The organism is Verrucosispora sp. WMMC514 (assembly GCF_027497295.1).
In the GTDB taxonomy this organism is placed as follows: Bacteria; Actinomycetota; Actinomycetes; order Mycobacteriales; family Micromonosporaceae; genus Micromonospora; species Micromonospora palythoicola.
In genome coordinates, this window is record NZ_CP114906.1 from 207,323 (window position 1) to 232,975 (window position 25,653).

The following is a 25,653-nucleotide window of genomic DNA, read 5'->3' on the forward strand; positions in this document are numbered from 1 at the left end:
GCGTCAGGTATCGAAGGAGGCCCGGCTCAGGCACGCCTGGAACGTCTCGTCGGTCCAGGCGAGGTCGGCGGCGTTGACCGAGAACCGGTTCTCGTTGATCTCGCCGTGCGCGCTCATGCCGGCCGTCCAGCACGCGGTGCCGTCCCAGCGGATCAGGTTGACGTGCAGGTCGGCCGGAACCGCGCCGGTCGACAGCAGACCCACCCGGACACCCGCCCGACGCTGCGTCGCCACCAGGTCCGCCAACTCGTCGGAGAACTCGGCGTAGGTGAAGATCCGGGTGATCTTTACTCCCCGGGCGAGTGCGGCGAGGTTCTCCGACCAGTACCGCCGGCCGATGTCACCGCTCCACCAGGCCAGTCGAGGCAACACGTTGGTCAGCGCCTCCAGCTGCCGTACGCAGTCCCGGGTGGCACCCAGCATGTCCTGGTAGTCCGTACCCGGTCGGATGATGCGTCCCTGCCGGAGCTGCGCGAGGTCGGCCTGGAACCGCTCGAACCGGCGCTGGGTCTCCTCGGCGACCCGGGTGCCCGGATGCCGGTCGACCGCCTCGGTGGCGGCGGTGGCGACTTCCGGCACCGCCCGCACCAGCCAGTGCGGTCCGGCCAGCAGCGCCCGCAGGTGGAACCGACGCTCGGCCCGGGCGATGGAGTCCACGAGCAACGAGATGGTGATGCCCATCAGACCAGCCAGCAACGACTCCACGCCGGTGGCGGCACCGGTCAGGTCGAGCGTCACGGAGAGCGAGATCGACAGGGCGACACCGACCAGCGCGACCGGGTCGGTGTGCGCCATCAGCCGCGCGACGCCGACCGCGTGCGCACGGGGGCCGGTACGCGGACGACGCAGCAGTTGAACCACCAACCACCTCCGGGACCCGACTCCCGTCAGCGTAAAACCCCCCAACCACACCCCCGCCGACCCCGCCCGACCCCCACCTCAGCAAGGTTGATCATGAAGTTATTGCCCGAGAATCCGACAAAAGGTGGCAACAACTTCATGATCAACGGGATGGGAGGGAGGGAGGGTGGGTGGGTTAGGCAGGGGCGGTGGTGCGGATGGCTTCGGCGAAGACCTCGGAGCGGTGCTCGAAGTTGCGGAAACGGCCGTAGCTGGGCGCGGCGGGCGAGAGCAGCACGACGCCGCCGGCCGGGGTGACCTGCCGGGCCAGTTGGACCGCCTCGGCGAGATCGTCGACCAGTTCGGTGCGTACCTTCGGCAGCCCGTCGAGCGCCCCGATGATCCGCGGGCCGCTGTCCGGGATGCCGATCACGGTCAGTTCCCGCTCGGCCAGGTGCTCGCGCAGGGGCGTGTAGTCGACCCCTCGGTCGTTGCCGCCGACGATCACGGTCAACGGCCGCCCGTCGTAGGCGTCGATGGCGTGGATGGCCGCGTACGGGCTGGTGGCGAGGGTGTCGTCGACGAAGGTCAGGCCGGACGGGTCGGCGATCTCGGTCAGCCGGTGGGCCAGCCCCTGGAACTCGGCGACCGCCACGGCGAGGGCGTCCTTGCGGTCGACCAGGTCGATGCCCAACGCGTCGAGCACGGCCAGGGCAACACAGAGGTTGCCCTCGTTGTGCCGACCGACGAGCGGCAGCACCGCCCGGGGAAAGAGTGGCTGGTCGACCCGGTGGAACCAGGGCGCACCGTCCGGGCCGGTGGCAACGTTCACCGAGTCGGCGGTGCCGGCGCGTACCGCCGCGCGGTCACCCAACTCGAACGCCAGCCGGGGGTCCGCGCCGTTGACCACCACGGTGCGTGGCCCGTACGCGAGCAGGTTGAGCTTGTCCCGGTAGTACTCCCGTTCCCCGCCGTGCGCGTCGAGATGCTCGGGGAACAGTGCGGTGACCACCGCCACCCGGGGCGAGTCGGTCAGGTCGCTGCACTGGTAGCTGGACAGCTCCAGCACGTACAGCTCCGCCTCCGGCAGGTCCAGCGTCGGTACGCCGATGTTGCCGCCGAAGACGTTCGGCCGGTCGACCGCGGTCAGCAGGTGGCTGATCAGGCTGGACGTGGTGCTCTTGCCCTTGCTGCCGGTCACCCCGATGGTGCGGTCGCCGTGGTCGGCCATCCACAGCGAGGTGCCCTGGGTGACCGTCGCGCCCTGGCGGCGCAGCTCCATCAGCCAGGGGTGCGTCTGCGGCACACCCGGCGACCGGACCACCACGTCGGCGGCGGCCAGCCGGGCGAAGCCCTCGTCGCCGGTGACCAGCGGGGCGGCCTCCGCCAACGGGCCGTCCCAGGGCAGCGTCAGGAAGTTCGCGCTGTCGTCGACGGCAACGAGGTCGGCGGGACCGTGGGCGGCGATGGCCGTCACCGCGGCCCGCCCCTCCCGGCCGGCCCCCCAGACGGCGACTTTACGTCCGCGCAGGTCAGACAGGCGCACAGGCTCTCCTCGGGTACGACGGCGGTAGGGCGCGGTCCGGCCGAGCCGGGCACGACCGGACGAACCAGGGCCTAGTATGGCGTGTGCTCAACACGCAGCTGGCGCGGATGGACGCGTTCACCTTCCCGTCCTACTCGATCGACCTGTCCACCGGCGAGGTGTTGCTCGACTACGCCCTGACCGGACCTGACGGCGAGCAACGGTTCACCGAGGTGGTCACGTTGCCGGTGCCGGCGGAGTCCCCGTCGGACGCCGCCGTGGCGGCGCTGGGCCGGGTGCTGGAGCTGCTGCACGTGGTGGCCGGGGTCAGCTACTACAAGACGGCCGCGCCGGGGCAGCTGGTGCTGCCGGCACCGCTCGGCCCGGCCGCCGTCGAGTTCGTCACCGCCGTCTACACCAAGGGCCTCGCCGAGTACGCGTACCGCAACCAACTGCCGCACGTGCTGGAGCTGACCCCGCGCGTGCCCGACGGACGGGTCAAGCCGGCGGCCGAGTACGACAACTCCGACCGGCGTCCGCTGTCAGCGGTCGGCGGCGGCAAGGACTCGATCGTCAGCCTGGAGGCGCTGCGTCGGGCCGGCCTCGACCCGGTGCCCTTCTCGGTCAACCCGAACCACGTGATCAACGCGGTGAACGCGGCGTCGGGGCTGCCCGCCCTCGCGGCCCGGCGGCGCCTCGACCCGGCGCTGTTCGAGCTGAACGCGGCCGGGGCCCGCAACGGCCACATCCCGGTCACCGCGATCAACTCGCTGATCGCGGTCGCCACGGCGGTGCTGCACGGCCTGGGTCCGGTGGTGATGTCCAACGAGCGGTCGGCGTCGGACCCGAACCTGATCTGGAACGGTCACGAGATCAACCACCAGTGGTCCAAGGGCATCGAGGCCGAGGGGCTGCTGCGGGCGGCCCTCGCGGAGCACGCCGGGCTGGCCGAGCCGTACTTCTCGCTGCTGCGCCCGCTGTCCGAGCTGCACATCGCCCGGCTGTTCGCCGGCATCGACCGCTACGACGACGTGGTCACCAGCTGCAACGCCGCGTTCAAGCTCCGCGACGCCAGTGAGCGGTGGTGCCGCGACTGCCCCAAGTGCCGCTTTGTCTTCCTGGCCCTGGCTCCGTTCATGCCCCGCGAGCGGATCACCCGTATCTTCGGCGGTGACCTGCTCGCCGACTCCGCGCAGATTCCCGGCTACCGCGAGCTGCTGGGCATCGACGGGCACAAGCCGTTCGAGTGCGTCGGCGAGGTGGAGGAGTCGGTGGTCGCGCTGAGCCTGCTCGCCCAGCAGCCCGACTGGCGCGACACCCCCGTGGTGGCCGCCCTGGTCGCCGCCGTCCCCGACAGCGCCTGGACGACGGCCGCCACCTCCGACACCTTCACCCCCGCCGCCGCCGACCACCACATCCCCCCCACCTACCAGAAAACCCTCCAAACCCTCACCCCCTAACCACCCACCCCCACCCCGCACCCCTACCGCGCCGCGCGCCGCCGCGTTGATCAAGAAGTTTTGGTCTTCAGGAAGATCGAAAATGACGCAAACTTCTTGATCAACGCCGAAGAGGGAGGGTGGTCAGGGGGTGCGGATGGCGTCCAGGGCCAGGAGGGCCACGTGGAGGGAGAGGCAGGCGTCGACCGAGTCGAGGTCGACGTCGAGGACCCGGCCGATCCGGGCCAGCCGCTCGTAGAACGCCGGGCGGGACAGGTGGGCGGCGGACGCCGCCGCCGACTTGTTCCGGCCCTGCTCCAGGTAGGCGCGCAGGGTGCCGAGCAACTGCTCCCGGGGATGCTGCGCGTCGTAGGCGAGGAGTGCGCCGAGCTGCCGTTCGACGAAGGTCTGCACCCGGGGCTCGTCACGCAGCAGGTGCAGCAGTCCGGCCAGCCCGACGTGCGGCAGCCGGAAGATCGGCAGGTCACGCCGGTCCCGGCGGGCCGCGTCGGCGACCTGACGGGCCTCGATCAGTGACCGGCGCGCCTCCCGCAGGCTGCCCACACCGGATCCGGCGGCGATCAGCAGCCCGGCGACGGACCGTCGGCCGGCACTAAGCGCCAACGCGTCATCGGCACGGCTGGACGCTCCGCAGCGCCCCAGCGGGTCGGTACGCCCGGGCGGGTCGGGGCGGGTCCGGCGCAGCGCGACGGCGAAGGCGGACAGCGCCCGCTCCTCCGCCGCCGCATCGGGCAGGGCCAGCAGGACACCGACCGTCTGGTCGTCCAGGGCGCTCGTGAGCCCGGTCAGCCCGGCCTCGCGCAGCGCCTGTCCGGCGGCCTCGGCGAGGTCACGCAACCGGGCCGGCCCGGTGTCGGCGTGGTCGAGCACCTCGCCGGGGTGTCCCGGCTCGGTGCGCGGCCCGCTGCCCGCCGGTTGACGGTGGCGCACGGGCTCCGCACCGCCGTCGTCGACCCGGTGGCGGACCACCACGCCGACGAGCAGACGGCGTTCCAGCACCACCCCGAGCGCCCGCGCCCGCAAGGCCACCTCGTCCACCGGCCAGGAATGATCGAGCAGGGCGGTGAGCAGGGTCCGGTGCAGTTGGCGTTCCAGCCCTTCGGCGTCGCGTCGGATCAGCCGACCGAGGGCCAGCGTGGAGGCCGCCCGCTCCACCAGAATGGTCAGCCTGGTCGGTGGCGCAGACAACGAGCCGCCACCTCCGGCCCGAACCGCGTCGGCCCGTCCAACGGCCGACACCGAGGCCGACCGCCCACCAGCCGACGCCGAGGCCGACCGCGAACCAGCCGGGGACGAGGCCGACCGCGAACCAGCCGACGCCGGAGCGGACCGCCCATCGGCCGGCGTCGGCAACGGCTGCCCGCCGGCCAGGTCGTCACCGGGCGGCCAGCGCAGCAGCAGCCGCCCCCAGTCCTGCCCCCGGGCGCCCACCATGGTGACCAGCCAGCCTCGGTCCGGGTCGTACGCCGTGCGCCCCTCGGGCCGGATCCGCCGTGAGTGCTGCTCCCACCCGTCCAGCAGCAGCTCGGCGTTCTCCCCCGCCGGGTCGTACGCCAGCACCTGGCGGGACAGGTTCTCCAACACCACCGGGCAGCCGGACAGCTCGGCCGCCTGCCGGACCACCTCGCCCGGGTCCGCCCCCTCCACCGACAGCTCGGTGAACCGCTGGTGGATCTCCTCGGTGGCCCGCAGCTCGGTGAGCTGGGCGTCCACGATCAGGGCGTGCACCGCCTCGGTGATCCGCACGAACGGGGTGGCCCGGCGCAGCTCCACCAACGGCAGCCCGTGACGTTCGGCGGCGGCCACCATCACCCGGGGTACGCCGTCGAGGTAGCGCCGACCCAGCTCGACCACCAGTCCGGAGACGCCGACACCGGCCAGGTCACCGATGAAGGCCCGCAGCCCGGCGTCATCGCCGGGCAGCCCGATACCCGTGGTGAGCACCAGCTCGCCGCCGCCGAGCAGGGTGGCGATGTCCGGTACCTCGGCGACGTGCACCCAGCGCACCCGACGGTCCAGCCCGCCCTCCCCCGCGACCAGGCGCGGCGCGCCGTGGCGGACCGGGTCCAGGGCGAGGACCTCACGCACGGTAGGGAACACCCGCGACACGCTACCGTCCGTGACGCGTGAGGGGGCTTGGCGGTGCCTCAGAGCGGGTCGTCGCGGCCCAGTTCCCAGCAGGCCACGGCGGTGGCGGCGGCGACGTTCAGCGAGTCCACGCCACGGCGCATCGGGATCACCACGCGGGCGTCGCTGGCGGCCATCGCCGGGTCGGTCAGCCCGGCGCCCTCGGCGCCGAGCAGCAGCGCGGCCCGGGACCGCTGGGCCGGGGCCAGTCGCTGGATGGGCACCGCGTCCGGTGCCGGCGTCATAGCCAGCACGGTGAACCCGGCGGCCCGCACGTCGGCCAGCGCCGCCGGCCAGGGTTCCAGCTTCGCGTACGGCACGGCGAAGACCTCACCCATGCTGACCCGTACGCTGCGCCGGTAGAGCGGGTCGGCGCAGGTCGGCGAGAGCAGCACGGCGTCCACCCCCAGCCCCGCCACCGCCCGGAAGATCGCGCCCAGGTTCGTGTGGTTGTTGACGTCTTCGAGGATCACCACGCGGCCGGCGGTGGCGAGCACCTCACCGGCGGCCGGCAGTGGTTTGCGCCGGAACGAGGCGAGCACGCCCCGGTGCACGTGGAATCCGGTGGCCTCGCGCAGCACGTCGGGGGTGGCGGCGTACACCGGGGCGTCGCCGGTGTCGAGGTCGGCCAGTTGGTCGACCCGCTTGGCGTCGACGAGGAAGGACCGAGCCGGGTAACCGGCCCGCAGCGCCCGCCGTAGCACCAGCTCACCCTCGGCGATGAACAGGCCGTGCGGCGGCTCCCAGCGGGTACGCAGCTCGACGTCGGTGAGCGCCCGGTAGTCGGCGATCCGCTCGTCGTCGGGCTCGGTGATCAGGTGGACGGGCACCCGCCGATTCTGCCGGACTACCCCCGACGCCAGACATCGCAGGTGCCGACGGTACGCCGGCAGCCGCGATGTGATCGTCCGGCAGAATCGGCGGGAGAATTACTTCATGGTGGCGATCTGGATCAGGTTGCCGCAGGTGTCGTCGAGCACGGCGGTGACCACCGGGCCCATATCGGTCGCCTCCTGGGTGAACTCGACGCCCAGTCCCTTGAGGCGCTCGACCTCGGCGTACACGTCGTCGACGGCGAACGAGGTGACCGGAATGCCGTCGGCGACCAGGGCCTGTCGGTACGGACCCACCGCCGGGTGCGCGTCCGGTTCCAGCAGCAGCTCGACGCCGTCGGGGTCGGCCGGCGAGACGACGGTCAGCCAGCGGTATTCGCCGGCGGGCATGTCGTGCTTCTTGGCGAATCCCAGCTTCTCGGTGTAGAAGGCGAGCGCCTTTGCCTGGTCGTCGACGAACACGCTGGTGACATGGATACGGATCATGGATCTGGTGCCTCTCGGTCGATGGGCCACCGCTCGACGATCGAGCGCAGCGGACTGGTGTCGATGTGGTGGAACTTGTAGCGGCCTTGTCGCCGGGTACGGACCAGACCGGCCTGTTCGAGCACCGCGAGATGCTGGGAGATCGCCTGGCGTGACGAGGTCAGGTTGTGCTTCATGGTCAGCCGGCTGCAGATCTCGAAGAGCGTCTGACCGTCCCGGTCGATCAACTCGTCCAGGATCGTGCGTCGCGTCGCGTCACCGATGGCCTTGAACAGGTCAGGGTCAGCGTCCACAGGCACAGTTATAGGCAAGTGGCCACTTGCCTGTCAAGCGGACCCGGCGCCGATGATCCAACCGGGTGGGACGTGGTCGGTGAGCCACACGCCGTTGACGGCCCGGTAGAAGACGAACCCGTGGCGGTGCATGCCGGCCGCGTCGATGCTCAGCACCACCGGGACACCGCGTCGGGCGCCGACCGTGGCGGCGGTCTCCCGGTCCACCGACAGGTGGACGTGGGTACGACCGCGTGGTCGCAGCCCCTCCGCACGGATACCGGGCAGGTAGCGGGCCACCGTGCCGTGGTAGAGCAGCGACGGCGGTGCCACGGGATCGAGCCGCAGGTCGACGCGGATCGAGTGGCCCTGCGCGGCCCGGATCCGCCCGGCGCGCAGCTCGAACCGCCGCTTGTCGGTACCGGCGACCAGCTCGGCCAGCACCTGCCGGCTGACCGGACGGCCGTGCCGGGCGAGCGCGGCGAGCAGCACGTCCACCTCGACCCACCCGCCCTCGTCGAGGGTGAGTTCGACGACGTCCGGACGATGACGCAGCACGTACGCGAGGAACCTGCTGGCAGCGGTGAGTCGGCCAGTCACCGTTCCGTGCCGAACTGGTCGAGCAGGTCCCGCACCACGGGCCGTCGAGCCGGCCGCCAGGCGGCCCAGTAGCGGATCCGCGGCAGGCCGTGGATCGGGACGGCACGCAGACCGTCGGGCAGCCCGACACATCCGTTGACCACGGTGGCGCCGACCCCCAACGCGGCCAGGTGCACCAGCAGATCCCAGCCGTCGACCTCGGCGGCGACCTGCCAACGCACGCCCGCGTCGAGCAGGGCACGGTCCAGCGCCCTGCGATGCGGGCGCCCGGCCGGCGGTACGACGAGATCCAGGCCGTCGAGATCACTCAGCCGGACCTGCCGGCGCGTGGCGAGCGGGTGCTCGGCACCGAGTACGAGCACCTGCCCGTAGGCGGCGATCTGTCGCGCCTCGACCTGCCGGCCGGGCGGATCGTGGGCGACCACGGCCAGGTCGGCCCGGCCGCTGGTGACGGCGGCGAGGGCGGCGTCCCGGTCAGCGGTGATCACGTGGACCCGGCGACCCTGGCGGCCGACCCGTTCGATCGATTCGCCGATCACCCACCGCAGCGCGCCCCGGCCGGCCGCGATGGTGAGCGCCGGCGCGGTCTCGTGGTCCAGCTCGCGCAGGAACTCCTCGGCCCGGCGGCGCGAGTCCAGCGCGTACGCGGCGAGGCGGTCACCGGCGGCCGTCAGCGTCAGCCGGCGACCGTCACGCTCGTACAGCTCGATGCCGAGCGCGGTGGCCAGCTTGCGGATCTTCACGTGCAGGGACGGCTGGCTGATGTGCAGCTCCCGCGCGGCGGTGGTGAAGTTGCGGTGCTGGGCGAAGACAGCGAACGAGCGCAGCGCGTCGGCTTCCAGCAGGTCCCGCCCGTCCATAGCCGGCAACTATAGCGGGCATGGCAAACAATAGTTCCGGATGGCAGTGAGAGCGCCGCATCCTGAGCGGCATGACAAAGATCCTCCCCCGCCTCGGCATCGACATCGGCCGGGTCGTCATCGACGGTCCGGCCCATCCGGGCGGCGGTGACACCGCCTTCTTCAGCGGGGACGAGGCGACCATGCTGGCCACCCCCGAGGTGCCCGGTGCCGTCGAGACCATCGCCCGCCTCGTCCCCCTGTTCGACGGCCGGGTGTGGCTGGTGTCCAAGTGCGGTCCGCGCGTCCAGGCCCGTACCCTGCGCTGGCTCGCCGGCCACGACTTCCACCGGCGCAGCGGCGTCCCCCACGACCACGTCCGGTTCTGCCGGGCGCGGGCCGACAAGCGCGCCCACTGCCTCGACCTCGCCCTCACCCATTTCGTCGACGACCATCCCGAGGTGCACGCCGCCATCCGGGGCACCGTCGCCCACCAGTACTTCTTCGGACCCCAGCGCCGACCGGTGCCCGCCTACGGCCGACCGACACCCACCTGGGCCGATGTGGAGCGACACGTCGTCGCTTCGCTGCGCACCAACGCGGCCCGCCGGTGAGACACCACCGGCGCGTCAGGTCGGCGGGCCGGCCGACAGATCGCAGGCCGCCGGCGCGTCAGGTCGGCGGGTCGGTCGCGGGCCGCCGGCGCGCCCAGGCGAGGAACCGGTCGAACAGCGCCGCCGGCGCGGGAGCATCGCGGGCGTTGAGGTGGTACAGGTCTCGCATGGCCTCGTGCATCAGGCCGGCGAGGTAGATCGACAGGCCGGGGCGGTCACCGTCGTACTCCGCCCGCAGGCGCAGTCGCGCCGGGCCGCACGGCCACGGCTGCCCGCAGGTCCGGCAGCACCACATCGGTCGCAGCGGGGTGTGTGGGGCGTCGCCGCCGCTCGCGACGGCACGGGACGGCACGGTGCCGGATCGGGGCCGCCCCCGGCACGGGGGAAGCGGGGACGGCCCCGGCGCAGGATCCGCCCCAGCTCTGCCCGGCGTGAAGCGGATCCGCATACGTGACAGTCTGCTGAGGACACGACTACGCTCGGAACATGTCAGGCCCAGCCGCGGCGACAGTCGGCGGATCTTGGCGGTCGCTCGGCAGCGGTTGGGGATCTTGACGAGTTCCTGGAGGTCGGATGGAAGGCGAACAGGGCGTGGATCTGCTCCGCGTCCAGTTGCGCAAGCAGCGGGCGTTGGCCGGCATGAACCAGGACGAGTTCGGCAGGCGGACGAACTACTCGGCCTCCACGGTGTCCGCCGTGGAGACCGGCACCCGTGCGGTCGACCTGCCGTACGCCCGGCGGGCCGACGAGATCCTGGAGACCGGTGGCCTGTTCGAGTCGCTGCTGCGCACCGCCCAGCAGGACGGTCGGCCTGCCTGGTTCATGCCCTGGCTCAAGGCCGAGCGCGCCGCCCGGCAACTCCGCTGCTTCCATCCGACGCTGATCCCCGGCCTGCTCCAGACCGAGAACTACGCCCGCGCGGTGCTGCGGTTCGACGACACCCGTCCGGAGCAGGAGATCGAGCAACAGGTGGCGGTCCGGTTGGAACGCCAGGAGATCCTGCACCGCGACCGTCCACCACAGCTCGTCGCGGTGATCGACGAGTCCGTGCTGCGCCGCCGGGACGCCATCATGGCCGAGCAGCTCGCGCACCTGCTGCGGATGGCCGAGCTACCGCACGTCCACATCCAGATCATCCCGGCCAGCGCCGGCCTGCACGTCGGCCTGTCCGGGCCGATGCTGTTGGCTCGGTTGCCTGACGGTACGTGCGTCGGCCACCTGGAAAGCCAGCTCGGCGGCGAGGAGACCGACACCGAGGAGCGGCTGGCTACACTGCTGGCCAGATGGGAGTGCGTGCGGGGCGTCGCCCTTCCCGAAGACCTCTCGATCGCCCTGATCAAGGAAGTTGAGAGCCGACATGGACCTCAGTAACGCCCGGTGGCGCAAGTCCAGCCGCAGCGGCACCAGCGGCGGCGACTGTGTGGAGGTGGCCGACAACCTGCCCGCGACGGTCGCCGTCCGCGACAGCAAGGATCCGTCCGGCCCGGTCCTCGCCTTCGACCCGGCCGCCTGGCGGTCCTTCCTCGACCACACCAAGCAGCGCTGACCCACCAGGCAGCAGCGCCGACATCGGCCACCCGCGTGTCATCCCGGTGGCCGCAGCGGTGTGGTCAGGGTGGCGACAGCCGGGACAGCGTGCGGTGGGCGTCCTCGGCCGCCGGGTCACCGAGATCGTCGAGGATCTGCGCCGCCCGGCGCCAGGCATCGACGGCCCCGGGGACGTCGCCCGTCGCCTCGCGCGCCTCACCGAGCCGCTGGAGGGTCTCGGCCTCGTGATAGCGGTCCGCGGACTCGCGGAACAGCGCGATGGCCTCCTCGTAACAGCCGGCCGCCCGATCGTGCTCGCCCAGCCGGGCGTGGGCGAAACCCAGACTGTCCAACGTCGCCGCCTGGCCGTTGTGGTCGCCGCTCGCCCGTTGCTGGGCGAGCGCCTCGGTGCAGCTCTCGATCGCCCGTGGATAGTCCCCGGTGGCGGCATAGAGCCAGCCGACCGCGTTCAGCGCCCGAGCCTCCCCGGCGCGGTTGCCGACCGACCGGTACAGCCGCAGCGCCTCCTGACCGTGGCGCAGCCCCTCCTCGGGTCGCCCGCGCATGTAGCAGACCTCGGCGTGGTTGTGCAGGGTGAGCGCCTGGCCGGTCGGGTCGTCCAGTCGCCGGTGCAGATCCAGGGCGCACAGCAGCCGTTTCTCCGCCGCGTCGAGGTCGCCGAGGCGGGTCTGGGCACGGGACAGCAACCGGTTGGCGACGGCCTGGCCGGCGAGGTCGTCGACGCGCTCGGCCGCGGCGAGGGCGACCTGTTGGGCGGCGCGTTGCTCCTGCCACAGTCCACGCGGAGCGAAGAACGTGGTGAGCGCCCAGGCCAGTTGCCAGGCGTACGCCTCGAAGCCGGTCTCGGCGGCCTGCCGCACCGCCCGCAGCAGCACCTGGTGCTCCGCCGCGAACCAGCCGAGCGCCGCGTCGTGGCCCTCGGGGACAGACCTGACGTTCGACGGCACCGCGGGGACCGGGTCGATCGTCGGCCACTGCGGCTGGAGCAGCACCGCCGCCGGATAGGAACTGTGCAGGTAGTAGTCGAACAGCCGGTGGCGTGCCTGCCGCGACTCGTCGGCCTCCCCGGCGGACCGGGTCAGCTCGGCGGCGTACGCGCGGAGCAGGTCGTGGAAGGCGTACCTGCCGGGCAGGTGCTCGGCCAGCAGGTGCAGCCGGGTCAGCTCCCGCAGCGACGACGCGACGCTCGCCGGGGTCTGGCCGGTGAGGGCCGCCGCGGCCTCGGCGGTCAGATCCGGGCCGGGGTGCAGCCCGAGCAGGCGGAACAGGCGCGCCGCCGGCCGGCTCAGCGCCAGGTAGGACCAGGAGAAGACGGCGCGTACGTCGCCGTCGGCCAAGGCGTCCAGCATCGCCTCGTCGGGGCGCAGGCTGGCGGCGAAGGCGTCGAGCGGAAAGCCGGGATGCAGCGCCATCCGGGCCGCCACGATCGACAGCGCCAGCGGCAGCCGGCCGGTCGAGTCGATGATGTCCGCCGCGGCGGCCGGCTCGGCGGCCAGCCGACCGGCGCCGAGCCGACTGGCGAGCAGACTCATCGACTCGGTGCCGGTGAGCACGTTCAGCCGGATCGGGTGGGCGCCTTCCGCCACGATCAGCCCGGACAGCTCGTCCCGGCTGGTCACCACGACCACGCAGCAGCCCGCGCCGGGCAGCAGCGGCCGGACCTGCGCCGAGTCGCGGGCGTTGTCGAGCACCAGCAGCATGCGCCGCTCGGCCAGCAGGCTGCGGTGCAGTCCGACGCGGGCCTCCAGCCCGGCCGGTATGCCGGTGGCCGGCACACCGAGCGCCTCGAGGAAGCCGCGCAGGGCGTCGCTCGGATCGACCACGTCGGCCTCGTCGTAGCCGCGGAGATTGACGTAGAGCTGGCCTTCGGGAAACGAGCCGGCGGCCCGGTGCGCCCAGTGCAGGGCTAGCGCGGTCTTGCCCACCCCGGCCATTCCGGAGATCGTGAAGATGGCCACCGCCGGACGCTTCGCCGGTTCCGGGTGGCGGCCGCAGTCGAGGGTCTCCAGTTCGGCGCAGCGGCCGACGAAACCCGGCACCGCCAGCGGCAGTTGCTGCGGTCGTTCCCCCTCCGGCGCGGCCAGGTCGGGGTCGGCGGCGTGGATGAAGTGGACCCGGTCGGCGGCGGACAGGTTGAACGCCTCGGCGAGCAGCCGGACCGTCGACGCGCGCGGCCGGGCCACCCGCCCGCTCTCCACGTCCCGGATGCTGCGTACGGCCAGCCCGGTGGCGGCCGCGACATCCTCCTGGGTCAACCCGAGCCGTCGCCGGTGGGCCGTAACCATCTGACTGAACCGGGCCATGCCCATCCACTCACGGCCTGCGGTCCGAAGTGGACCGATCGGCCTCTCGACGGGGAAATGGATGTCCGGTGATGGTTTCTACTGGATGGCGTCGCCCTTGTCGAGCCGGAGCCCGACGGCCGGGACGGCCCGGGCGGCCCGCGCCGTCAGGAGTCGACCATGCTGCCGGCCAGGTTCTCCGCCACCGCCTCCAGGCTCAGCGGTGGTGCGGCCCAGCGGTCGACGGCCTCGGTCGCGGTGTGGGTGACCCCCACCCGCCAGTGCTCGCGCAGCCACCGTCCGGCCCGGGGATCACCCGGCCAGTCCGGACCGATCTCGTGCGCGAGCAGCCCGGCGATCGACGTGCCGAACTCCCAGGAACGCAGCCGGGTGGCGCTGACGAAGTCACCGCAGAGCACGTCCAGGTACTCGACCGGTCCGGGACGCGCGCCCAGGTGCTCGGCCATCAGCTGGTCGTACCGGGCCCGCAGTTCGGCCGGGGCGGCCGGACGGCGGGCGGCGTCGACGGCGAAGAGCAGCCGGACGCACTGGGCCCGGGTGACGATCATCAGTCGTTGCGCGGTGTCGTGGCGCAGAGCCGCCGCGGTTCGCCCGGGAAACGACCGGTCGAGCCACTCCCGGTGCAGGAACATGTTCTCGGTGACCACGCCCCAACCCTCGACCAGTCCCTCGTCGCCCATCCGGCGTCCGTCGACCGGCAGGTCCGGGCCGGTGTACGCGAAGTGCAGCGCGTGCCCGACCTCGTGGAACAGGGGCCGGCAGTCACCCACACCGCCGGCGGCCGACACGGCGACGACGATGTCGTCGGGCACCCGTACCGGCAGGCAGTAGGCGCCGGGCACCTTGCCGGGGCGGGCCTCCAGGTCGAGCCGGATCCGTGGGGCGAACTCCAGCCCCAGCTCGGCGACCAGGGCGTGCAGCAGCGGCAGGCAGGTCGCCAGGTCCACCGGGTCGGCGAAGGTGGTGCGCGCCGCGCCGATGAGCTGGGCGACGGTGAACGAGCCGGCGGCGAACCGGGGACGCCGGATCGACTCGTACCGCGCCCGGGTCGCGTCGAGGAATGCGCGCGCCTCGCGCTCCAGCCGGTCGAGGTCGTGTCGCTGCACCCGGTCGGCGTAGTCGATCAGATCCTGGTAGCCGGCCGCCGTGACGACGGCCAGCCGCCGCTGCTGCGACTCCAGCCACAGCGGGGCGACCTCGCGGTCGTACAGCTCGTGCAGGTGCTCCTGCGGGGCCGTCGCGGCACGGGCCGCAAGCCGTCGGGCGCGGGCGAGATCGACTCGCCCGCCGCTGGCGTCGGTGATGGTCACCGCCTTCTCCCGCTCGGCGATGCGGGCGTGCAGCAGGGTGGTCTCCGCCTCGATCAGCGCCTGGAGCACCAGCGCGACGAACGGGCGTCCCGCCCCCTCCGCGACACCGGCGGCCCGCAACGCGCTGACCGTCTCCGCTCGGAACACCTCCGGCCACGCCGCGTGGATCTTCGCCGGCTCGAACGTGGCGGTCTCGCCGAGACAGTACCGCGCCTCGGCTGCGGCGAGCGTGTCCAGGATCGTGGCCACCGGTGGCCGCAGCGACTCGATCAGGGTGTGGGTACTCATCGGGATGCCCCTTCTGCTTGCGCCCGCCGCGACAGCACCGCGATCGCCACCGCGACCGGGACACCGGCCAGCATCAGCAGCTTGTAGGCGTCGACGTGGATCGGGCCGTACGAGACGGCACCGAGGGTGGCGGTCACGGCCAGCACAGCGCCGCCGGCCGCCGAGTAGAGCTGGAGCTTGGAGGAGGCGACCACGTCGCGCAGCGTGAACATCGCCCGGGAGTGGTGGTCCGGCACGGCGTCGTACCAGGTGGTCAGGTTGGCGTTGCCGTAGCCGGCGGCGCAGACCGCCGCGGTGACGACGATGGCGGCGAAGCCGGCGATGCTCGCCCCGCTGGCCGCGCCCTCGGTGGTTGGCACGAAGACCCACAGCACACGGGTGAGCACCGTGCCGGCCATCGTGTAGCCGATGAGACGGTACGTGCCGAGCCGGTGCGCGGCCCGGCTCCAGGCCAGCAGGCTGATCGGCGCGGCCAGTCCGCGTACGGCGAGGATCACCGCCACGGTGCCCGCGGGGATGCCGAGGTGCAGCACGGCGTAGATCGCCAGCAGTGGCGTCACCAGCACCGTGTCGAGGACGAAGATGACGCTGAGCCGGCGGAGCGGGCCGGCGGCGACCAGGTCCGTGGCGGCGGCGCGCAGCTCACCGAGGGCCTGGGGGCGCGTGCCGCCCGGCACCGGCGTACGCGGTAGGCGGCCCAGCGTCGTGATCGACACGATCAGCAACACCGCCAGCGCCCCGAGGAGGATCCGGTACTCGGTCCGCTCGACCACGGCACCGGCCAGCAGGCCGAAGCCGAGCAGCAGCAGCACGTTCAGGATCTGGGTGGCGAACTGCATCCGGGCGACGAACCGGGGTCGGCGATCCGCGGACACCAGCGCCCGCATCCAGGGGTGCCACGCCACACCCCAGCTCACCGAGACCGCCACCTCGATGGCGAGCAGCACCGCCACGAACGCCACGAACACGGCCGTGGTCCCCCACCGGTCCAGCTCCGGCACCGCAGCCAGCAGCACCAGCAGGAGCAGCACGCCCGCGTACCCGAGTCGCATGGTGCGCCGGAAACCGAGACGCCGGGGCAGGCGCACCGCGAGCAGTTGCGCGGGCACGCTGAGCACCAGCAACCCCAGTGCCGTGCCGACCTGCGCCGGGGTGAGGCCGAGCGTCTGTACGCCGTACAACTGGACGAGGTCCGCACTGAGCCGGCCGGTGGCGAAACAGAGCGGCACGATGACCATGTTCGCGACGATGGCGAGGCGTTCGACGCGCGGCCCAGCCGGCGGTGCGACGGCGGCCGGGGCGGGGGTGCCGCCGGTCAGTTCCGTCCGAGAACCGACGGCAGGTAGCTTCGCGTCAACCATGTGTGGAGTTCCAGATCCCGGGTGTTCGCGGCGCGGAAGATGTCGACGGCCTCGGGCGGCAGCAGCCGATGGTCGCCACGGTCGCCGCTGTTCAGATGGAACGTCGCCGGTCGTTTCCAGGACAACAGCTCGCCGAGCCGGGCCTGGCACTCGGCGAACCGCTCGACCGTGCCGACGAAGGCGAAGTGCTCCTCGACGGCCTTCATCGCCGAGGCCAGGTCGTCGTCGGTGGTCTCGACGTTCGTCGTACCGGACAGGAAGCGCACCTGGTCGTCGCGGAACTGCAGCGGCAGTCCGGCCACGCCGTCGGGCAACCCGGCCTGCAGGGCGGCCCAGAGATTACCGGTGTCACGCTTGCGGTACGCCCAGTACCAGTACGAGACGCACCGGTCGACCGGCTCGCGCAGCATGGTGACGTAGCGGACCGGTCGATCGATCCTGCGGTGGATACCGACCGGCAGGTTGAGTGCGATGGCGTCGTGACGGTGCTGGTTCTCGGCGATCTCCGAGACGATCCGCCGCACGTCCTCATCGGGGCTGTCGACGGTCTTGGCCCCCGGACCCCCGCTGCTTCTGCGGCCGGAGACGAGGTACTGCCGGAACCGGTCGGGGTAGTTGTTCAGCAACGCCTCGATGATGCTGTTGCCGGCGTTCTTGTTGATGTGGACGTAGCACAACAGCGGGTCGGACGTCACCGTCTACTCCACGAAGTCGTAGATGTACTCGCCGAATTCGGCGTGGTACCGGTCCTGGGTCTGCTGCCACGCGTTCGACAGGTTCGTCCGGTCGGCCGGTCCACGGGTGCCGAAGTAGGGAAAGTGGTGGAAGTAGTAACCGAAGATCCGGTCACAGTGGGCGAAGTACGCGTGCGTGTCGAGGATGTGGCCGTGCCAGAACTCGTCGATGTCGATGTGCGGCGGCAACAGCTCGCCCTCGTACCGGCGACGCAGGTACAGCCAGTTCTTGTAGAGCCGTTCGTAGTAGTCCGCGCGTGCCGGGCTCCACTCGCTGCCCAGCACGTCGCGGCCCTGGGTGAGCCGGTGCTTGAGCGGCCCGAAGTCGATGGCGTCGATGTACCGCCGCACCTCGGCGAGGTCGGTGATCCGGTTGGCGGAGGTGTCGTGGGGAACCTCCCAGCGAAGGTCCGCGGCGGGTTTGACGACGATCTCGGTCATGTCGCAGCCAATCTCGATCTGTCCAGCGGATCGTGCGGTGGTGGTCCGGGCCGGCGATCGCCGGCCCGGACCACCGGTCCACGTCAGACGGCCTGGTCGCAGCACATCACGCGGGTCGACGGCTGACGGACGTCGGCGGCCTCGGCCGTGTCCTCGATCTCGGGGGTGGCCTGCTCGGTGATTTCGGTCTCCACGACCTCATTGATCTCCGACATTGCGCTCTCCCTTCCTGGTGCCCGCGCCGAGGTCACGAAACGCTCGGCACGAGCAGGTTTGGCATGACCCGCTGCGGGAGGGTCCCGTTGACAGAAATGTCACCCGCAGCGGTTGCCAGGAACGCTATTCCCGCGCAGTGGGGCCATCCAGGAGATTGACCGGCAGTTGACCGGCAGGTGCCGGCCGGCCCACCGCACGCCGCGCCGGGTCGGCCGGCGCGACCCGGAGCGGCGACTACGACGACCGGGACCGGGTGGTCCGCAGGCCCAGCCAGGCGGCGAGAGCCTCGATCTCGGCGTCGACCTCGGCGGTCATCGCCGGGGTGAAGGGGACGTCCTCGTGCAGGGCGTTGACGACGAGGACACCCGCCTTGCGGTCGGCGGTCGCGTCCAGCTTGCCGACGAGCCGGTCATGATGAAGTACCGGTAGGGCGAAGTAGCCCCAGCGGCGTTTCTCCCGGGGCTTGTACATCTCCAGGAGATACTCGTAGCCGAACAACTGCTCGGTGCGTACCCGGTCGTGGATCAGCCGGTCGAACGGCGACAGCAGCGCGGTGCGCCCCTCGAACGGCAACCCGAGGTACGCCGGGTCGACCCGCCAGGTCCCGGGTACCCCCTCGACCACGGCCTCCTCACCGGCGGAGCCGACGAACGGCGACTCGCCCGGGGTCAACGTGCCACCGGACCGGGCGATGCCCAACGCGGCGAGCCGACGCTCGTCGCGCAGCCGGGCCGCCTCGCCCGGATCGAGGTCGGGCAGGTCGACCGGATAGACCCGTTCGGGGAGATCCCAGTAGCGCTGCCGTCCCTTTCGGCCGGCGATCGCCACCTCGCCGTGTCGAGCCAGCAGTTCGAGCATCTTGGTGACGTTGCGGTTGTTGGTCCAGCCGCTCGACGGCCAGGGCACCACGCTGGTGTCGGGGATGTCCCGGGACAGCAACGGGCCCTTCGCCGCCAGCACCGCCAGGATGTCCCGGCGAAACGACGCGTTCTGTTCCAGCCAGGCCCGGACGGACGGATGGATCGCGGCGCGGGCCTCGGCGATCACGGCGGGCAGATCGCCCGGCGTCCGGATGTAGGCGACGGTCTCGACCAGGCGGCGCTCGACCTCGATCGCCCTGGTCAGCTGCGCGGGATCGTAGGTCGGACCGAGTCGGCTGAACAGCACGAGATCGGCGCTCGGCGCGATGGCCGCCGTGGGATCGAGTTGCAGGACCGTGAGCCGCTCGACGGCCTCCACCAGGTCACTCGGGCGCGGCACGGCGAGCAGCTGGGCCCGGACCGCGATCCGCCGGGCCTCGTCCCGCGTCAGTCGATGGGCGACCATGACGCGACCCTACCCGGCGGCCGGCGCTGCAAGATCCGCGCACTTTCGGGGATATCGCTGCCTCCGGCGCCTGCGACGCCGCACCATCAGGGAAGTTGCGGCGCAGTGCCGGTCGTCCGACCCGGAAGGCGTACCCGATGAGCGCAGATCACGTCGGCACGTACGTGCCGGCCGACCCGTGGCCGTTGCCCCGTGACGCCAGCGTCGCGGACCACCTCGTGCAGCGGCTCGCCTGCTGGGGCGTACGCCGCTACTTCGGCTTCCCCGGCGACGGCATCAACGGAATGACCTCCGCCCTGCAACGCACCGACGAGCAGGTGCAGTTCGTCCAGGTGCGGCACGAGGAGACCGCCGGGTTCGCCGCTTCGGCACACGTCAAGTACGGCGGCGGGCCGCTCGGCGCGGTGCTGGTCACCAGCGGTCCGGGCGCCATCCACGCCCTCAACGGGCTCTACGACGCGAAGCTGGACCACCAGCCGGTGATCGCCCTGGTCGGACACACCGCGCTCACCGCCGAGGGCGGCGGCTACTACCAGGAGGTGGACCTGCTCGCCCTCTACAAGGATGTGGCGGCGGCGTTCCTGGCCCAGCTCGACCACCCGTCCCAGGTACGCCACCTGGTGGACCGGGCGTGCCGGACCGCGCTTGCCCGGCGTACCGTCACCGCCCTGGTGCTGCCGCTCGACGTGCAGGACCTGCCGGCGGTGCCCAACCCACCGCACGCGCACGGCTTCTACCACACCAGCAGCGTGCCGAGCAGCGGTCCGACGACGCCCCCGGAGGCCGACATCCGGCACGCCGCGCAGGTGCTGGGCAGCGGCGAGCGGGTGGCCATGCTGGTCGGCCAGGGTGCGCTCGGCGCCGAGAACGAGGTCCGCGAGATCGCCCACCGGCTCGGCGCGGGCGTGGCGACGGCGCTGCTCGGGTTCACCGCCGTGGACCACCGGGAACCGTGGGTGACCGGCGCCATCGGTCTGCTCGGCACCCGGCCCAGCTGGCAGTTGATGAACCAGTGCGACCGGCTGCTCATCGTCGGCAGCAACATGCCGTACTCGGAGTTCTACCCGCCGCCCGGCCAGGCGCGCGCGGTGCAGATCGACCACGACGGCACCCAGCTCGGGCTGCGTTACCCGACCGAGGTGAACCTGACCGGAGACGCCGCGCCGACCCTGCGGGCGCTGCTCGCCGCCCTCGGGCCGGGGCCGGGCCCGACCCGTTGGCGGGAGACCGTCGCCGGCGCCACCGCCGCGTGGCGGCAGTCGCAGCGGGAACTGGCCGAGCAGACCGCCGACCCGGTCAACCCGCAGTTGCTCTTCGCCACCCTCAGCGAACGCCTGCCCGACGACGTGATGCTCGCCGTGGACTGCGGCACCACCACCGCCTGGTACGCCCGGCACGTCAAGGTGCGTCCGGGGATGCTGGCCAGCCTGTCGGGCACCCTGCTGTCCATGGGCGGCGCCATGCCGTACGCCCTGGCGGCCAAGTTCGCCCACCCGAACCGTCCGCTGGTGGCCCTGATCGGTGACGGCGCGATGCAGATGAACGGGGTCAACGAGCTGATCACGGTGGCGAAGTACTGGCGGGGCTGGGCCGACCCACGGTTCGTGGTGCTGGTGCTCAACAACCGGGACCTGGCCTTCGTCAGCTGGGAGCAGCGCTCCGACGAGGGCACCCCGATGTTCCCGGACAGCCAGCAGCTGCCCGACATCGCGTACCACCGGTGGGGTGAGGTGCTGGGGCTGCGCGGCGAACTGGTCGACCACCCGGACCAGGTGACCGACGTGTGGGACCGGGCACTGCGCGCCGACCGCCCGACGGTGATCAACGCCCTGGTCGACCCAGCCGAGCTGATGATGCCGCCACACTTCACCGTCGACCAGGCCCGCAAGACCGCCGCCGCGGTGCTGCGCGGCGACACCGACTGGGCCGGCATCCTCCGCCGCGGCATCCCCAGCGTCGTCACCACCTACCGCCCCCGCCGCCCCTGACCCCCTCCCCTCCCACCCCCTGGGGTGGGTGGGGGGTCAGCCGCGGGTGCGGTTTTGGAACCAGCGGCGGAGGTCGGAGAGGGGGTCGTCGTCGGTGCGGCGGGGCTCGGTGGGCGGGTCGCGGTCGACCGGGCGGCGGGGATCGCCGACGAGTTCGCGGGTGGGCGGGGTGAAGGACTGCTCCGGCTGACCCTCGACGGCCGTGGCGATGATCCGGGCGACCGCGTCGATCACCCGGGCCTGTACGGCGGCGCCGACGTGGTCGGTCGGGTCGTCCGGGTTGGCGGCGATGCCGGCGACCGCGACCTGCGGGGTGTACCCGACGAAGCTCTCCGTGGCGGCCTGGTCGGAGCTGCCGGTCTTGCCGGCCACCGGGCGGCCGTCGAGAATCCGGTTCACCGCGGTGGCGGTGCCACCGTTGCACTGCCCGAAGGCGGACTGCTGACCCACCGGGCAGCGCGCGGCGTCGGTGGCGGCGCGGGCCACGTCGGCGTCGAGCACCTCGCGGCAGTCCGGGTCGCCGACGGGCAGCCGCTGACCGTCCGGCCCGGTCACCGACACCACCGGCAGCGGCGCGCAGTACGTCCCCTCCGCCGCCACCGTGGCGTACGCGTTGGCCAGGTCGAGTGGCGTGGTGGCGGCCACGCCGAGGGTGAACGCGCCCCAGTCGGCCGCGTCGTTCTCGGCGAAGTCGGCATCGGACTCGGCGCGGAAGGTGATGCCCAGGCGCTGGGCCATCTCGACCACCTTCTCCGGGCCGACCTGCTCGGCCAGCCAGACGAAGTAGGTGTTCACCGAGCGGCCGAAGCCGTCCCACATCATCCGGTACCCGTCCATCCACTCCGGGTTGGCGTTGGCCGGGCACCAGCGGCCGTCGCAGCTGCCCTCCCCCTCGGCGGCGTACCGGGTGGGCAGCCGGCTGGGCGCGTCGAAGCCGGTGGACAGGGTCCGGCCGGACTCCAGCGCGGCGAGCATGGTGAACAGCTTGAAGGTGGAACCGGCCTGGTAGCCGGCGACACCGGCACCGCCGGAGATCAACGGGTTGACGGTGTTCGGGTAGTTGACCTGACCGTCGGGGTTGCCGTCGAGGCTGTAGTGCCGGTTGACCGCCATCGCCAGGACCCGACCGGTGCCCGGCTCGACGGCGGCGATCGGTACGGCGCGCGGGTTGTCGTACCCGTAGATGCCGGTGGCCTGGCGCTGCGCGGTGGCCTGGATCTGCGGATCCAGCGTCGTCACCACGGTGTAGCCACCGCGTCGTAGTGCCTGCTCCCGCTCCTGCACGGTGTCGCCGAACTCCGGCTGGGCGACCCACCAGCGGCGCAGGTAGTCGCAGAAGAAGCCCCACTCGTCGTCGCGCCCGCCGGCGGTGGCGGCGCAGCCGTTGGCCTGCTCGCTCGGGTCCAGCGTCAGCTTCTCGGCGCGGGCCTCGGCGGCCTGCTCGGCGGTGATCGCCCCGGTCTCGACCATCGAGTCCAGCACGTAACCTCGGCGTTCCAGCGCCGCGTCGGCGTCGCCGTCGATCGGGCTGTACGCCTCCGGCGACTGCACCAGGCCGGCGAGCAGCGCCGCCTCGGCGAGGGTCAGGTCGGCCGGCGCCTTGGAGAAGTAGCGCTGACTCGCGGCCGCCACCCCGTACGCCCCGGACCCGAAGTACGCGATGTTGAGGTAGCGGTTGAGGATCTCGTCCTTGCCGAGGCGCTGCTCCAACGCGTTGGCGTACCGGATCTCCTGGAGCTTGCGGCCGATCGTCGGTTCGGTGGCCGCGGCCCGCTCCGCCGCGGTGCGGTTCGGGTCGGTCTTGAGCACGTTGCGGACGTACTGCATGGTCAGCGTCGAGCCGCCCTGTCCGCTGCCCTCGGTGACGTTGCTGACCACCGCCCGCATCATGCCGCGCAGGTCGACCCCGCCGTGGTCGTAGAACCGCCGGTCCTCGGCGGCCACGATCGCCTGGCGCATCACCGGTGCGATCTCCGTGAGCGCCACGTCGGTGCGGTTGACGTCGTAGAACGTGGTGATCAACGTCTTGCCGTCGTTGGCGTAGAGGTAGGACCGCTGCGGGGTGGCCGGGGTCCGCAGCGCGTCGGGCAACGCGGCGTAGTTCCCGAGTGCCGCCTTCGCGGCGAAACCGAGCAGCAGGTTGCCCGGTAGCGCGGCGACCGCCAGGACCAGGCCGGCGAGTACGCCGGTCAGCACGACGGTGAACAGCCGCGACAGCGGCGTAGGGGTGGCCATGGTCACCAGGATTGCCGCGAAAGCCATCTTCCGGCCACAACAATCGGCCAATTGTCAGGCAATTCACCGCCATTTGCCAGCCGCTACTGCCGCACCGGAGCAGGATCGCCTCGTCATGGTCGACACCCGACAACCGGTACATCGGCCGCAGCCCGGACGACGGCCCTCAGTTGGGACGAGAACCATCGTGGGCATGGCGGGCGGCCCTCAGGCGGTTCCGAGTGGGCCCGCGCCACCGGGGCCCATCGGCGCGGCGGGACCGGCCGTGGCGACGCTGGCGCTGGTGGCGTCGCGGAGGATCTCCCGGGGCAGCAGGCGGCCAGAGCGGTAGCAGATGCCGATACCGGAGATCAGCACGAAGATCGCCCCGAACGTCTGCAACGAGCCGATCAACGCGCCACCGAGACCGAGCAGCGGGCTGGCGATCATCAGCATCACCCCGTCCCCGATGCTGAACATCCCCGATCGGGCCACCGCCCACCCGGTGAGCAGCCAGCCGGCGCTGTAGCAGGTGGCACCGACCAGCACCAGCGATCGGGCGGTGGTGCCGAAGACCGGAGTCTGCTCGGACAGTCCGGCGAAGGGCAGCATGAGCACCGTACCGGCGATGCTGACCAGCAGGCCGGCCACGGCGGCGTGCCGGCTGCGGGTGGCGGCGAGCAGCCCGGTCAGCCCGAGCAGGGCCAGCAGGCCCAGCCAGACGGCGGCCACCCAGCCGATCAGGTACAACGCCCGGCCGTCGGCCGGATACGGGTCGTTGCCCACCCCGCCGTCGCTGGCCATCGCCACCGCGCCGTAGAGGATCGCGTACGCCGGCAGCAGCCAGACCGCGGCCCGGGCCAGCCGCCGCAGCGACCAGGCCCAGCTCGCGTTGGTGGCCGCCCGGGGTGGCCCCGGTTCGTCGACGAAGGGCAGGACGCCGAACCCCCCGCCGGTACGTCGGGTGCCGATCGGTCCCTTCGGGTCGTGCGCCCCGGGCACCTCCGGCGTGGACCACAGCCGCCGTACCGGCTCCATGCGTCACCTCGCTCACCCGCGACTGGTGCCGGGGCACGCCGAGGCGCCCCGATGCCTGGTCACCACCCGCGCTAGGACCGATGGTGGCAGGCGCCGGGACACTTCATGAGGCTTTCTCGCATTTGCCGCCGAACCGGCCCGGACCGCCGAAGCGGTTCGGGCCGGCAGCGGATCGGGTCAGCCGCGCTCGCGCTGCTCCGATGAGTCGTTGAGCAGGCTCGTCGGCGAGACCGGCTCCGGCGCGGGCAACCCCTGCGGGCTGTTGCCGCCGGTGGCCTGCGCCTCGGCCACGCGTACCTCGTCGTGGATCTCCTGGGCCGCCGCGGCGGCGGCCTGCGCGGCCTCCGCCGCCTCCCGCTCGACCGCGCTGGCGTCGTCGGAGGCCTCCTTGCTCGGCGCGTCACCGACCATCTGGCCCAGACCGCCGAGTGCGCCGCCCATCCCCTCCAGGGCCTTGGTCAGCTCGGTCGGCACGATCCACACCTTGTTGGCCGTGCCGTTGGCGATCTGCGGCAGTGCCTGGAGGTACTGGTACGCGAGCACCTTCTGGCTCGGGTTGGCCTGGTGGATGGCGTCGAACACGGTCCGGATCGCCTTGGCCTGCCCCTCGGCCTGCAGGATCCGGGCCTGCCGGTCACCGTCGGCGCGCAGCACCGCCGCCTGCTTCTCACCCTCGGCGGACAGGATCTGCGACTGCTTGTGCCCCTCGGCGTTCAGGATCGCCGCCCGACGGTCCCGCTCGGCGCGCATCTGCTTCTCCATCGAGTCGCGGATGCTCGGCGGCGGCTCGATCGCCTTGATCTCCACCCGGGTCACCTTGATGCCCCAGCGGCCGGTGGTCTCGTCCAGCACGCCGGAGAGGTGCCGGTTGATCTCCTCCCGGCTGGTCAGCGCCCGTTCCAGGTCCAGCGAGCCGATGACGTTCCGCAGCGTGGTGACGGTCAACTGCTCGATCGCCTGGAGGAAGTTGGAGATCTCGTAGGTGGCCCGGACCGAGTCCACCACCTTGAAGTAGAGGACGGTGTCGATCGACACGACCAGGTTGTCCGAAGTGATCACCGGCTGCGGCGGGAAGCTGACCACCTGCTCACGCATGTCGACCTTGGTACGCACCGCGTCGATGAACGGCACGAGGATGTTCAGGCCAGGGTTCAGCGTGCGCTTGTAGCGGCCGAGCCGCTCGACGACGTCCTGCCGCTGCTGCGGCACGATCCGCACCGACTTGGCCAGGGTGACCACCGCGATCAGCGCCACTGCTATCAATAGGGCGGGAACTACGAACTCCATCCG

At 72.0% G+C, this 25,653-nt stretch carries 24 protein-coding genes; 5 read left to right on the plus strand and 19 right to left on the minus strand.

Annotated features, from left to right (window positions below; genetic code table 11):
- Positions 1–3 precede the first annotated feature (3 nt).
- On the minus strand, positions 4–861 hold the full coding sequence (locus tag O7597_RS00860; protein ID WP_281581767.1) for a hypothetical protein: 858 nt from the start codon (positions 859–861) through the stop codon (positions 4–6).
- 175 nt (positions 862–1,036) lie between these two features.
- On the minus strand, positions 1,037–2,386 hold the full coding sequence (gene murD / locus O7597_RS00865) for a UDP-N-acetylmuramoyl-L-alanine--D-glutamate ligase (RefSeq protein WP_269742445.1): 1,350 nt from the start codon (positions 2,384–2,386) through the stop codon (positions 1,037–1,039).
- Between the two features lie 83 nt (positions 2,387–2,469).
- Here murD and O7597_RS00870 point away from each other — a divergent pair, with 83 nt between their 5' ends.
- Positions 2,470–3,825 (plus strand): hypothetical protein, encoded by a 1,356-nt coding sequence (locus tag O7597_RS00870; RefSeq protein WP_281581768.1) that lies wholly within the window; start codon positions 2,470–2,472, stop codon positions 3,823–3,825.
- Positions 3,826–3,948: 123 nt separating this feature from the next.
- On the opposite strand, the gene O7597_RS00875 is transcribed toward O7597_RS00870, so the two are convergent.
- The 6 genes from O7597_RS00875 to O7597_RS00900 form a co-directional block, all read right to left on the minus strand.
- Positions 3,949–5,976: a PucR family transcriptional regulator gene (locus O7597_RS00875; protein ID WP_348650811.1), complete on the minus strand. Its 2,028-nt coding sequence runs from the start codon at positions 5,974–5,976 to the stop codon at positions 3,949–3,951.
- The gene (locus tag O7597_RS00880) at positions 5,973–6,815 is read right to left on the minus strand and encodes an RNA methyltransferase (protein ID WP_281583355.1); all 843 of its coding nucleotides are present in this window, start codon (positions 6,813–6,815) and stop codon (positions 5,973–5,975) included. Before O7597_RS00880 ends, O7597_RS00875 begins: the two co-directional genes overlap by 4 nt.
- A gap of 66 nt (positions 6,816–6,881) precedes the next feature.
- Positions 6,882–7,268 carry a VOC family protein gene (locus tag O7597_RS00885; protein ID WP_269742790.1) on the minus strand — a complete coding sequence of 129 codons (387 nt, stop codon included), beginning with the start codon at positions 7,266–7,268 and terminating at the stop codon, positions 6,882–6,884.
- The gene (locus tag O7597_RS00890) at positions 7,268–7,570 is read right to left on the minus strand and encodes a metalloregulator ArsR/SmtB family transcription factor (protein ID WP_269742448.1); all 303 of its coding nucleotides are present in this window, start codon (positions 7,568–7,570) and stop codon (positions 7,268–7,270) included. Before O7597_RS00890 ends, O7597_RS00885 begins: the two co-directional genes overlap by 1 nt.
- 27 nt (positions 7,571–7,597) lie before the next feature.
- Positions 7,598–8,143, minus strand: coding sequence for an RNA 2'-phosphotransferase (locus O7597_RS00895; RefSeq protein ID WP_281581770.1), 546 nt, complete (start codon positions 8,141–8,143; stop codon positions 7,598–7,600).
- Positions 8,140–9,003: a LysR family transcriptional regulator gene (locus tag O7597_RS00900; protein WP_269742450.1), complete on the minus strand. Its 864-nt coding sequence runs from the start codon at positions 9,001–9,003 to the stop codon at positions 8,140–8,142. Before O7597_RS00900 ends, O7597_RS00895 begins: the two co-directional genes overlap by 4 nt.
- 71 nt (positions 9,004–9,074) lie before the next feature.
- Here O7597_RS00900 and O7597_RS00905 point away from each other — a divergent pair, with 71 nt between their 5' ends.
- A complete protein-coding gene (locus tag O7597_RS00905) occupies positions 9,075–9,596 on the plus strand; it encodes a hypothetical protein (RefSeq protein ID WP_269742451.1) in 522 nt (173 codons plus the stop codon).
- Positions 9,597–9,654: 58 nt separating this feature from the next.
- Here the strand turns inward: O7597_RS00905 and O7597_RS00910 are convergent, their stop codons facing one another.
- A complete protein-coding gene (locus tag O7597_RS00910) occupies positions 9,655–9,891 on the minus strand; it encodes a hypothetical protein (protein ID WP_348650812.1) in 237 nt (78 codons plus the stop codon).
- A gap of 278 nt (positions 9,892–10,169) precedes the next feature.
- Here O7597_RS00910 and O7597_RS00915 point away from each other — a divergent pair, with 278 nt between their 5' ends.
- Positions 10,170–10,967 (plus strand): helix-turn-helix transcriptional regulator, encoded by a 798-nt coding sequence (locus O7597_RS00915; protein ID WP_281581772.1) that lies wholly within the window; start codon positions 10,170–10,172, stop codon positions 10,965–10,967.
- Entirely contained in the window at positions 10,954–11,142 is a 189-nt protein-coding gene (locus tag O7597_RS00920; RefSeq protein ID WP_281581773.1) for a DUF397 domain-containing protein, read from the plus strand. The genes O7597_RS00915 and O7597_RS00920 overlap by 14 nt, the downstream gene beginning before the upstream one ends.
- Before the next feature lie 64 nt (positions 11,143–11,206).
- On the opposite strand, the gene O7597_RS00925 is transcribed toward O7597_RS00920, so the two are convergent.
- The 7 genes from O7597_RS00925 to O7597_RS00955 form a co-directional block, all read right to left on the minus strand.
- Positions 11,207–13,447, minus strand: coding sequence for a tetratricopeptide repeat protein (locus tag O7597_RS00925; protein WP_281581774.1), 2,241 nt, complete (start codon positions 13,445–13,447; stop codon positions 11,207–11,209).
- A gap of 146 nt (positions 13,448–13,593) precedes the next feature.
- Positions 13,594–15,045: a hypothetical protein gene (locus O7597_RS00930; protein ID WP_281581775.1), complete on the minus strand. Its 1,452-nt coding sequence runs from the start codon at positions 15,043–15,045 to the stop codon at positions 13,594–13,596.
- A complete protein-coding gene (locus O7597_RS00935; RefSeq protein ID WP_281581776.1) occupies positions 15,042–16,406 on the minus strand; it encodes an MFS transporter in 1,365 nt (454 codons plus the stop codon). Before O7597_RS00935 ends, O7597_RS00930 begins: the two co-directional genes overlap by 4 nt.
- A complete protein-coding gene (locus tag O7597_RS00940; protein ID WP_269742458.1) occupies positions 16,361–17,101 on the minus strand; it encodes a sulfotransferase family 2 domain-containing protein in 741 nt (246 codons plus the stop codon). The genes O7597_RS00935 and O7597_RS00940 overlap by 46 nt, the downstream gene beginning before the upstream one ends.
- 3 nt (positions 17,102–17,104) lie before the next feature.
- Entirely contained in the window at positions 17,105–17,581 is a 477-nt protein-coding gene (locus O7597_RS00945) for a hypothetical protein (protein WP_269742459.1), read from the minus strand.
- Positions 17,582–17,664: 83 nt separating this feature from the next.
- Positions 17,665–17,796: a hypothetical protein gene (locus O7597_RS00950; protein WP_269742460.1), complete on the minus strand. Its 132-nt coding sequence runs from the start codon at positions 17,794–17,796 to the stop codon at positions 17,665–17,667.
- Between the two features lie 235 nt (positions 17,797–18,031).
- Positions 18,032–19,123 carry a crosslink repair DNA glycosylase YcaQ family protein gene (locus O7597_RS00955; protein ID WP_281581777.1) on the minus strand — a complete coding sequence of 364 codons (1,092 nt, stop codon included), beginning with the start codon at positions 19,121–19,123 and terminating at the stop codon, positions 18,032–18,034.
- A gap of 137 nt (positions 19,124–19,260) precedes the next feature.
- Here O7597_RS00955 and O7597_RS00960 point away from each other — a divergent pair, with 137 nt between their 5' ends.
- On the plus strand, positions 19,261–21,111 hold the full coding sequence (locus tag O7597_RS00960) for a thiamine pyrophosphate-requiring protein (RefSeq protein WP_281581778.1): 1,851 nt from the start codon (positions 19,261–19,263) through the stop codon (positions 21,109–21,111).
- A gap of 36 nt (positions 21,112–21,147) precedes the next feature.
- On the opposite strand, the gene O7597_RS00965 is transcribed toward O7597_RS00960, so the two are convergent.
- The 3 genes from O7597_RS00965 to O7597_RS00975 all read right to left on the minus strand — a co-directional run bounded on the left by O7597_RS00965 (position 21,148) and on the right by O7597_RS00975 (position 25,650).
- Positions 21,148–23,346 (minus strand): transglycosylase domain-containing protein, encoded by a 2,199-nt coding sequence (locus O7597_RS00965; RefSeq protein ID WP_281583356.1) that lies wholly within the window; start codon positions 23,344–23,346, stop codon positions 21,148–21,150.
- Positions 23,347–23,553: 207 nt separating this feature from the next.
- Positions 23,554–24,363, minus strand: a complete 810-nt coding sequence (locus O7597_RS00970) for a hypothetical protein (protein ID WP_269742463.1) — start codon at positions 24,361–24,363, stop codon at positions 23,554–23,556.
- Between the two features lie 177 nt (positions 24,364–24,540).
- Positions 24,541–25,650: an SPFH domain-containing protein gene (locus O7597_RS00975; protein ID WP_269742464.1), complete on the minus strand. Its 1,110-nt coding sequence runs from the start codon at positions 25,648–25,650 to the stop codon at positions 24,541–24,543.
- Positions 25,651–25,653 lie beyond the last annotated feature (3 nt).